At 67.6% G+C, this 9,037-nt stretch carries 10 protein-coding genes; 5 read left to right on the top strand and 5 right to left on the bottom strand.

What is annotated here, in order from left to right:
• Together CQZ88_RS08305 and CQZ88_RS08300 are read right to left on the bottom strand one after the other, a co-directional pair.
• Positions 1-276, bottom strand: a 276-nt coding sequence (locus CQZ88_RS08305; protein WP_102799577.1) for an SHOCT domain-containing protein, incomplete at its 3' end; no start/stop codon positions are given.
• Positions 277-331: 55 nt separating this feature from the next.
• Positions 332-781 carry a DUF6325 family protein gene (locus tag CQZ88_RS08300; RefSeq protein ID WP_029542667.1) on the bottom strand — a complete coding sequence of 150 codons (450 nt, stop codon included), beginning with the start codon at positions 779-781 and terminating at the stop codon, positions 332-334.
• Between the two features lie 248 nt (positions 782-1,029).
• On the opposite strand from CQZ88_RS08300, the gene CQZ88_RS08295 reads away from it, so the two are divergent.
• From CQZ88_RS08295 to CQZ88_RS08275, 5 genes are all read left to right on the top strand, one after another.
• Positions 1,030-1,455, top strand: coding sequence for a hypothetical protein (locus tag CQZ88_RS08295; protein ID WP_006933103.1), 426 nt, complete (start codon positions 1,030-1,032; stop codon positions 1,453-1,455).
• 116 nt (positions 1,456-1,571) lie between these two features.
• Positions 1,572-3,356 (top strand): alpha/beta-hydrolase family protein, encoded by a 1,785-nt coding sequence (locus CQZ88_RS08290; RefSeq protein ID WP_231385878.1) that lies wholly within the window; start codon positions 1,572-1,574, stop codon positions 3,354-3,356.
• Between the two features lie 407 nt (positions 3,357-3,763).
• On the top strand, positions 3,764-3,961 hold the full coding sequence (locus CQZ88_RS08285; protein ID WP_029542662.1) for a DUF4177 domain-containing protein: 198 nt from the start codon (positions 3,764-3,766) through the stop codon (positions 3,959-3,961).
• A 95-nt stretch (positions 3,962-4,056) separates the two neighbouring features.
• Positions 4,057-5,835 carry a glycoside hydrolase family 15 protein gene (locus CQZ88_RS08280; RefSeq protein ID WP_029542660.1) on the top strand — a complete coding sequence of 593 codons (1,779 nt, stop codon included), beginning with the start codon at positions 4,057-4,059 and terminating at the stop codon, positions 5,833-5,835.
• Positions 5,836-5,947: 112 nt separating this feature from the next.
• Positions 5,948-7,360: an MFS transporter gene (locus CQZ88_RS08275; protein WP_029542658.1), complete on the top strand. Its 1,413-nt coding sequence runs from the start codon at positions 5,948-5,950 to the stop codon at positions 7,358-7,360.
• A 70-nt stretch (positions 7,361-7,430) separates the two neighbouring features.
• On the opposite strand, the gene CQZ88_RS08270 is transcribed toward CQZ88_RS08275, so the two are convergent.
• The 3 genes from CQZ88_RS08270 to CQZ88_RS08260 all read right to left on the bottom strand — a co-directional run.
• Positions 7,431-7,961 (bottom strand): flavin reductase family protein, encoded by a 531-nt coding sequence (locus CQZ88_RS08270; protein WP_102799576.1) that lies wholly within the window; start codon positions 7,959-7,961, stop codon positions 7,431-7,433.
• A 4-nt stretch (positions 7,962-7,965) separates the two neighbouring features.
• Positions 7,966-8,754, bottom strand: a complete 789-nt coding sequence (locus tag CQZ88_RS08265; protein WP_102799575.1) for an SDR family oxidoreductase — start codon at positions 8,752-8,754, stop codon at positions 7,966-7,968.
• Positions 8,751-9,037: helix-turn-helix transcriptional regulator (locus CQZ88_RS08260; protein WP_146034279.1), on the bottom strand; the 287-nt coding region annotated here is incomplete at its 5' end. The genes CQZ88_RS08265 and CQZ88_RS08260, both read right to left, overlap by 4 nt.

Here is a 9,037-nt window from a genome sequence, read left to right as displayed (position 1 = left end):
GGCCTTCTCGGCCTCGAACTCGGCCTCGGTGAGCACGCCTTGTGTTTTCAGCTCGGCGAGGTCCTTCAATGCGGCGATCCGGTCCGTCCCTCCCGGCGCCGCCGGGGCGGCCGGCGTCGGGGCAGGTTCGGGCGGGTACTGCGCATCGCGGTCGTATGGAGCCTGCTCCTGCGCCGCCCAGCGCCGGCCCTGCCGCCGGGACACCCGGTTGGACACGGCGGTGGCGGTTCCGGCCACCACGGCGGTACGGGCGACTCCGCGAAGCAGTCCGGGCATGGTGCACTCCTCGGGTACTCGAATGGCATGTCGATTCGAATTACTTTGCTCTACTTCAGCTTTCAGATCCAAGGGCGTCCAGAGACGACAGGATGCTCTGCACCGGGATGCGGCCCGACGCGACGAGCTGGGCGCCGTTGCGACGCAGTGCCCGCGCGAAGGGCGCGGCCCAGGTGTTCTCGTAGACCAGGACGGCTGCCGAGCAGCCCGGCTCGAGCGCGGCTCCGGCTTCGGCGAAATCAGTGTCGTCGAGCAGACCCGAGGCGGCCTCCGCGAACAGGGTCACGTCGAACTCGCCCTCGAGCCCGACCTCGGCGATGTCGATCCCGGCGACGGAGCCGTCGGGGTCCTTGCGGACGAACGCCAGGTCCAGCACCCGGATGATGCCGCGCTCGACGAGGTCGCGCAGGAGCGGTAGCGCCGACCCGTCGGGAGGGCGATCGGCAGGAAACTCGATGACGAGATAGTCGACCGGACCCATCTCGTCGATATCGGAATCGGTCACCAGGAGCCTCGTTTCAGCGACGGAACCAGTGTTCGGCGGGCGCACCACCCACCACCTGTTCGACGATAGTCCGCGCGCGGCAACCCGCATCGGTTTTTGCACATGCGGCATCGGGACACCGACCCGCCCCCGGCGCATGCCGGTCTCGTGACCGCTTCGAAACGGGAAAAAGGCCCGAAGCCACTGCAGAGAAACAGAGCCGAAGCGCACACTGGGCGAGACCAATCCCGCCTCGGAAGGGGAGCATCATGTCTCAGAACGTGCGTGCCGATCAGGAAGGCATGTCCGTCAAACAGGGCATCGCCGCGGGGACGTCGATCGGGGCCGCGGTCATCATGGCCACGATCGGCATCCTGCAGTTCTTCCAAGGGATTGCGGCGGTGGCCGAGGACGAGGTGTTCGTCCAGGGCCAGGAGTACACCTTCAAATTCGACCTGACCACCTGGGGGTGGGTCCATATCGTCTTCGGTGTGGTGATGGTGGTCGTGGGCATCGCCCTGATCAGCGGCGCGACGTGGGCACGAGTGTCGGCAATTGTCATCGCTGCGCTGTCGATCCTCGCGAACTTCCTGTGGCTGCCGTACTACCCGTGGTGGTCGATCCTGATCATCGCGCTCGACGTGGTGGTGATCTGGGCGATCTCGACCTGGAACCCGCGAGCCGACTACTACTGACCAGGCCGAGGAGGAGATCCGGACCTTCGTTCCCCTGCTGATCGAGAAGTCGGCCTGGCGCGAAATCGGGAATGCTTCTCGCTCGTCCCGGACCGGTCGCACATAGGCGGACAGCGATGACACAACAGGGAACCGGCGCCCAGGACGATTCGGCGCCGGGCGCGCCCGACACGGCGAACACCGGTGCAGGTCTTCCCGGCTCCGGAGCTCGCGCCGCGACCGTCGAGGCCGCGGAAGGAGACGACGAGAGCCGGTCGCCCGAGACCGGGGGCCGCCGGAAGCTGCTGTACGTCACCCTTCCGGGGTGCTGGGGCGCACTGATCTTCGCGTGCCTGTCGTTCACGCCGTCGCTGCTACCACGCGGAGGCCTGCTCCAGGGCATGATCTGTGGCATCACTGCCGCGATCGGCTACGGGTTGGGGGTGTTCGCGGCGTTCGTGTGGCGCGCATTCGCCGACCGAGGCCCTCGACGTCCGCGGCGCGGCTCCTGGCTGGTCTTCCTCGTCGCCGCGGCGGTGCTGTTCGTCGGCTCCTTCGCCGTCGGTCAGTACTGGCAGCACGAGATCCGCGGGTTGATGGGGGTCACCGAGTACAACGTCGCGCTCGTGGTCCTCTCCCCCGTCGTGGCTGCAGTGATGTTCGGTCTCCTCCTGGCGGTCGGGCGCGGCGTCCGGGGCTTGTATCGCTGGCTGGCCGCTCTGCTCAACCGGTGGATCGGACATCGCGCGGCGACCGTGGTCGGGTGGCTCGCGGTCGCCTGGCTCGTCTATGCGGTCGTGTCGGGTGTGCTGCTCGGTGGCCTCGTCGGTGTCGCCAACTCGGCGTTCTCGGTGCGGGACACCATGACCCCGGAGGGCATACAGCAGCCCACGACCGGCCTGCGTTCGGGCGGACCGGGATCGGTGGTGCCGTGGGAGTCGTTGGGGTGGCAGGGGCGCAGCTTCATCGGCTCCGGCCCCTCCACGGAGGAGCTCACACAGTTCGCCCAACGCCCGGCCCTGGAGCCGATCCGGGCCTATGCCGGACTGGCGTCGGCCGACGACTCCGAATCCCGGGCGGCGTCGGCGGTCGAGGACCTCAGCCGTGCCGGAGGTTTCCAGCGGGGGAACCTGCTGGTGATCACCACCACGGGAAGCGGGTGGGTGGACCCCGCGCTGGTGGATTCGTTCGAGTATCTCACCGGTGGCGACGCGGCGACCGTGGCGCTCCAGTACTCGTACCTGCCGTCGTGGATCTCCTATCTGGTCGATCAATCCAAGGCCCGGCAAGCCGGTCGCGATCTGTTCGACGCGGTCTACGACGTGTGGTCGAAACTGCCACAGGACAACCGCCCCCGGCTGTTCGTCGCCGGAGAGAGCCTCGGCTCGTTCGGCGGCGAGACCGCCTTCAGCGGCGAATACGATCTGCGCAACCGCACCTCGGGGACGCTGTTCGTCGGCCCCCCGAACTTCAACACCCTGTTCCGGGAATTCAGCGATCGGCGTGCCCCGGGCAGCCCGGAGATCGAGCCGGTCTACCAGAACGGGCGCACGGTGCGATTCACCAACGATCCCCGGACGGAGATTCCTCCCGCGGACACGCCCTGGGACGGCAGTCGGGTCCTGTACCTGATGCATCCGTCCGACCCGATCGTCTGGTGGAGCCCGAATCTGATCCTCGGCGAACCGGACTGGATCGGTCAGCCACCCGGACAGGATGTGCTCGAGGAGATGTTCTGGATGCCGTTCGTGACGTTCTGGCAGGTCACCGCGGACCTGCCGTTCTCCACCGGTGTCCCGGGCGGCCACGGCCACAAATACACCTCCGGGTACGTCGACGGGTGGAACGCGGTCATGCAACCGACGGGGATCACCCCCGAGCAACTCACCACCCTCCGGACGATCATCGAAGCCGGCGAGTAGGACAGGAGGGGCGCTCCGGTGGCGCCTCCCCCAGGTAAGCATCCGGCGGACTTCCACTTGATGGAGCTGGTGCTCGGTCGATCCCGCGGAGCCGGATTGGACGTGGCGTTCCGGATGGCTGGGCCATGAGACCAGCCTCCGCTTTCCCGAACCGGCAACTGCATCGGTGTGGTCCAATGAGGTGGTGTGTAGATGGAGGGCCTACTCCGGCGATCCGCTCCTCGGAGCGAAGCCCAACGCGCAGTTCCCGAACCACTTTGCGATGTGCCGCGCGCATGGAACAACACGTCCGAAGCATCGGCCGCTCCGATCGGTCTGAGCTTCGTCGGGAAGGAGTCTGCTGCTCGACACGCCGCGGCATCCGGAAACAGCGCTGCGGACCCATCCGACCATCTCGAGGAGACGGCGTGTACACGTACAGGGTGATCGAAGTTCGCGAAAAGATGCTCGGCGGCAAGATGTCCGGAGACAAACTCGAGCGGCTCCTCAACGAACAGGCCCGCCAGGGATGGCGACTGAAGGCGATCACCTCGGCAGACATCAAGGGACGGCTCGGCCCCGGTGGTGTCGAAGGGCTGCTCGTAACGTTCGAGCGCGAAGACTGAGGGGACGTGCCGTGGCGCGTCACCACCGCTGAATCGCACAAACGGGTGCCACGCGGTCGATACGTGAAACCCGGCCGACAGGATGGGAAAACGCGATGCGTATCGAGGACTACGGACTGATCGGAGATCTGCAGAGCGCCGCACTCGTCAGCCGTGACGGCGCCGTCGACTGGCTGTGCCTGCCCCGCTTCGATTCTCCGTCGTGCTTCGCCGCTCTGATCGGCGACGATCGGCACGGACGCTGGAGTCTTCGTCCGGCCGGTGAGATCGCGGACGTCACGCGCCGATACCGTGCCGGAACGCTCATACTCGAAACCGACGTCGAAACCACGGACGGGGCGGTCCGGATCATCGACTTCATGCCTCGTCGCGGTGACGGACCACCGCGGCTGATGCGGATCGTGGAGGGCTTGCGCGGTCGGGTTCCGATGCGGATGCAACTGTCGATCCGGCCGGACTACGGCACGATCACCCCGTGGGTCGAGCCCGCTGCCGATGGCGTACTCGTCATCGCCGGTCCGGACTCGTTCCGGCTGAGCACCCCGGTGCCCCTGCAACTCGGGGACGGTAATGCGACGGCGGACTTCGTCGTCACCGAGGGCGGACGCGAGCGGTTCACGCTGTGCTGGCACGACTCCTTCGGTCCCCCTCCCTCGATCGAGGACGCCGACTCGGCGCTGGCCCGCACACAGGCGTGGTGGCGCGAGTGGAGCGGCCGGCTCGCTTACGCCGGACCGTACCGGGACGAGGTGCTGACCTCCCTCATCGTGCTCAAAGCCATGACCCACGAGGCGACCGGCGCGCTGATCGCGGCCCCGACGACCTCCCTGCCGGAAGACATCGGTGGGGTGCGCAACTGGGACTACCGCTACTGCTGGATCCGTGACTCGGTGCTGGCCCTCGAATCCCTGCTGGCCGGCGGGTACACCGAAGAAGCGTTCTCGTTCCGGAATTTCCTCCAGCGGGTCGGTACGGGAGACCCCGCGAAGATCCAGATCATGTACGGTATCGGCGGCGAACGGCGACTGACGGAGTTCGAACTACCCGAGATTCCGGGATACGAGGGATCCACTCCGGTGCGCGTCGGCAACGCAGCGTCGGAACAGTTCCAACTCGACGTCTACGGTGAACTGATCGGCGTCGCCTTCCTCAGTACCGAGGCCGTGGGACGGGTCGAGCCGCATCTGTGGCCGCGCTGGCGCACCCTGATCGAGTACGTCGAGTCGATCTGGGACGAGCCCGACGACGGGATCTGGGAAACCCGCGGACCGCGGCGGCACTTCACCCAGTCGAAGGTCATGGCGTGGGTGGTGTTCGATCGCGCGGTTCGCCTGGTCGAACGGTACAACCTCGACGGACCGGCCGAACGGTGGAGGCGGCTGCGCGACCAGATCCACAACGAGGTGTGTGAGCGCGGCTTCGACCCCCGGCGCAACACCTTCACCCAGTACTACGGATCGGAGGAGCTCGACGCCAGCGTGCTGACAATTCCGCTCGTGGGGTTCCTGCCGGGCACCGACGAACGGGTGACCGGCACAATCGACGCGGTCACCCGCGAACTCGGGCGCGACGGGTTCGTCTCGCGGTATTCGACCTCCCGGACAGACGACGGTCTACCCGGCGACGAAGGGCAGTTTCTGGCGTGCTCCTTCTGGTTGGTCAGTGCGCTGGCCTTGAACGGCCGTGTCGGGCAGGCTCGCACGCTGTTCGAGCGGCTCGCCGCATTGAGCAACGATCTGGGTCTGCTCGCCGAGGAGTACGACGTCGGCCGCGATCGCCAGGTCGGCAACTTTCCTCAGGCGTTCAGCCACCTGACCCTCATCGGCGCCGCTTATGCCATCGCCGCCACCGAGGCCGAGGCCGCCGGAGGATGATCCGCCCGCCGCGCGTGCTCGTGGGGAGCCGCAGGATCAGCGGCAGTGTCGGCAGGCACCGGCGAAACAATGCTCGAGTTGTTGCTTCCCCATCGACTGCGAGGGGCATGACATGACAGAGAGCCTCAGCTCCTCCCGGCCGCCTGCCGCTGTGCGACGAATGCTGATTCCCTTGGCATTGGCTCAGTTCATCTGTAGCTTTGCCGGCTCGAACATGAATGTGATGATCAACGACATCAGTACGGATCTGGGAACGACGGTGCAGGGCGTGCAGACCGCGATCACCCTGTTCCTGTTGGTGATGGCCGCGTTGATGATTCCGGGCGGCAAGCTGACGGACCGATGGGGGCGTAAACGGTGTTTCGTTCTGGGCCTTATCCTCTACGGAGCCGGGGCTCTGCTCAGCGCAGTGTCCCCCACCCTCGGGGTCTTGATTCTCGGCAACTCGATCCTCGAAGGGGTCGGCACCGCACTGCTGATCCCGCCCGTGTACATCCTGACGACGATGCTCTTCACTGACACAGTCTCTCGGGCACGCGCCTTCGGTGTGATCACCGGGATGGGCGGCATCGGCGCGGCGGCGGGTCCGTTGATCGGTGGTCTCATCACCACCGGTATCGACTGGCGCGCGGCCTTCGTGTTCCAGGCGCTGATCGTCGGGGTCATCATCTTTCTGAGCCGAGGAATAGACGATCCGGTACCCGCCGACCCGGCACGACCGTTCGACATCGGAGGAACCGTCTTGTCGGCCGCCGGCCTCGTGTGCCTTGTGATGGGCATCCTGCAAGCCGACAACAACGCCAGGTTGGCGGTGATCCTGATCGCTCTCGGTGTGCTGTTGGTGCTGTCATTCCTGCTGTACGTGCGGGCTCGTGAGCGAGCCGGTAAAGAGCCGTTGCTCTCACTCACCCTCTTCCGCAACCGCACATCCAACCTCGCCCTGGTGACTCAGAACGTCCAATGGTTGCTGCTGATGGGAACCGCATTCGTCGTTTCAGCGTTCCTCCAGGTCGTGCGGGGCTACAACGCCATCCAGACCGGCGTGATCTTCACTGCGGCCACCGCTGGCATCCTGGGCGCCTCCCTGGGAGCCGAGCGGCTGGCAACCAAATACTCGCAACGCACGTTGATCATGGCCGGATTCGTCGCCACTCTGGCAGGAATCGTGATTCTCCTCGTACTCGTGCGCGCCTCGTCCAGTGCGTGGGCGTTCGCGCCGGGACTGCTGCTCATCGGGGTCGGCCTCGGAACCATGCTGACTCCGTCGGTGAACGTCGTGCAATCGGCATTCCCCGAGGACCGGCAAGGGGAGATCTCGGGTCTGTCGCGGTGCGTGTCGAACCTCGGCTCGTCGCTGGGCACTGCCGTGGCCGGCACCGTGCTCGTCGCCGGCTTGACCTCACCGGACCGGGCGTACGCGCTGGCAATGGTCGTCCTGGCCGTCATCGGTCTGGTGGGGTTGCTGGTGGCGGTGTTCCTGCCTGGCACCGGCGGACATGACCGGCATGCTCGCATGTCGAATTGACAGTTCGGCGTGGGGGTAGTGATGGACGCGCGCCCGGCCGTCGGGTGCGGCAGGCGGCGCGGCTGGGCCCCTACCGAGCGGCCGGCGAGCGGGCGACGCACCCGGGCACGGCCTCCCGGGGTGCCGCGAGTCGGTAGCTGCCGGCGTGGAACAGCAGCGGCTCGTCCTCTCCCCGTTCGTACTCCCGCACCCGGCCGACGAAGATGGTGTGATCGCCCTCCACGTAAGCATTTTCGCGGGTGCACACGAACCGGGCGAGGCATCCGCCGAGCAGCGGCACCCCGCCGGGCCCCTCGTCGACCGGCAGCCCGGCGAACTTGTCCTCGGCGGGCCGGGAGAACCGCTGCGACAGCCCCTGCTGCTCGACCCCCAGCACGTGGACTGCGAAATACTCGGCGGTGCAGAACGTTTCATAGCTGGGCGCCTGGTTGGCGAGGCAGAACAGCAGCAGGGGCGGATCGAGCGACAGGGAGGTCAGCGAGTTCGCGGTGATGCCGGCCCGCCGGGCGCCGGCACCGCGCGCGGTAATGACGGTGACGCCGGTGGCGAACTGGCCGAAGGCGTTGCGCAGGTCGCGGAGATCGAGTCCGTGGGTGGTCATGGCGTCACTCCTGTCCGGCGAGTTCGGCCATGAGCTGATCGGCCCGTTCGGGGCCCATGGCGGTGTAGCCGCCGTCGACGGCGTAGTCGGCTCCGGTGACGAACGACGCCTCGGGCGAGAGCAGGAACCGCACCACGGCAGCCACCTCCGCCGGGTCGCCGGTGCGGCCGAGCAGGTGCAGCGGCGCGGCCACCCGGTCGGCCTTGACGCGGTCCCCGCCGGAGAGCTGGTCGATGGCGTTGGACCAGGTCCAGCCGGGCGAGACGGAGTTGACGCGGATGCCGTCGGCGGCGAGGTCGAGGGCCATGTTGCGGGTGAGCTGGACCATGGCGGCCTTGCTGACGGGGTACGTCCAGCGCCCGGCCTGCGCGACGCGCGCGGAGGGGGGGGTGAAGTTGACGACGGCGGCCCGGTCGGAGCGGCGCAGCCACGGCAGCGCGAGCCCGGTGAGGACGGCGGCGCTGACGACGTTGACGTCGAGGGTGGCGAGCCAGTCGGAGCGGGTGGAGGCGGGCCCGTTGTCGCGGTAGACGCAGGCGAGGTTGACGAGGTGGTCGATGCCGCCGTGACGGTCGGCGATCGCGGCGACGGTGCCGGCGAGGGCTTCGTCGTCGGTGAGGTCGGTGCGGTGGAAGCTCGCCTGCTCGCCCAGCCGGTCGGCGACGGCTCCGCCGGCGGGATCGACGTCGACGATCGCGACGGACCAGCCGTCCTTGGCGAGGGCTTCGGCGACGGCCGCGCCGATCATGGTGGCGCCGCCGGTGACGACGGCAGTGGGGGCGGTGGTGGTCATGGCTGCTCCGGGGTCGTGGGGCGCGGTCCGTCGTCGGCGGGTTCGCCGGTGAGGGCGGCGCGGGTGAGCTCGAGCCGGGATCGGATCCCGAGCTTGCGGTAGGTGGTCTTGAGGTACTGCTTGACGGTGTAGCGGCTGAGGAAGAGCTTCTCGGCGATCTGCTGGTCCTGCAGGCCCGCGACGGCGAGGGCGGCGATCTCGCGTTCGCGGGCGGAGAGCTGCGAGGCGAGGTGGTCGGGCAGCGCGGCGACGCCCGGTGCGGCGGGCAACAGCTCGAGCAGTG

This window comes from Rhodococcus sp. ENV425, from assembly GCF_002887785.1.
Classification (GTDB): Bacteria; Actinomycetota; Actinomycetes; order Mycobacteriales; family Mycobacteriaceae; genus Rhodococcus; species Rhodococcus aetherivorans.
The sequence above is the reverse complement of the archived record's forward strand: the minus strand, read 5'-3'. Positions and strand labels throughout refer to the sequence as shown.

Excerpts from the sequence above, each read along its gene's own strand:
- CQZ88_RS08295 (WP_006933103.1), top strand. The coding sequence starts at position 1,030 with ATGTCTCAGAACGTGCGTGCCGATCAGGAAGGCATGTCCGTCAAACAG.
- CQZ88_RS08290 (WP_231385878.1), top strand. The coding sequence starts at position 1,572 with ATGACACAACAGGGAACCGGCGCCCAGGACGATTCGGCGCCGGGCGCG.
- CQZ88_RS08280 (WP_029542660.1), top strand. The coding sequence starts at position 4,057 with ATGCGTATCGAGGACTACGGACTGATCGGAGATCTGCAGAGCGCCGCA.
- CQZ88_RS08275 (WP_029542658.1), top strand. The coding sequence starts at position 5,948 with ATGACAGAGAGCCTCAGCTCCTCCCGGCCGCCTGCCGCTGTGCGACGA.
- CQZ88_RS08270 (WP_102799576.1), bottom strand. The coding sequence starts at position 7,961 with ATGACCACCCACGGACTCGATCTCCGCGACCTGCGCAACGCCTTCGGC.
- CQZ88_RS08265 (WP_102799575.1), bottom strand. The coding sequence starts at position 8,754 with ATGACCACCACCGCCCCCACTGCCGTCGTCACCGGCGGCGCCACCATG.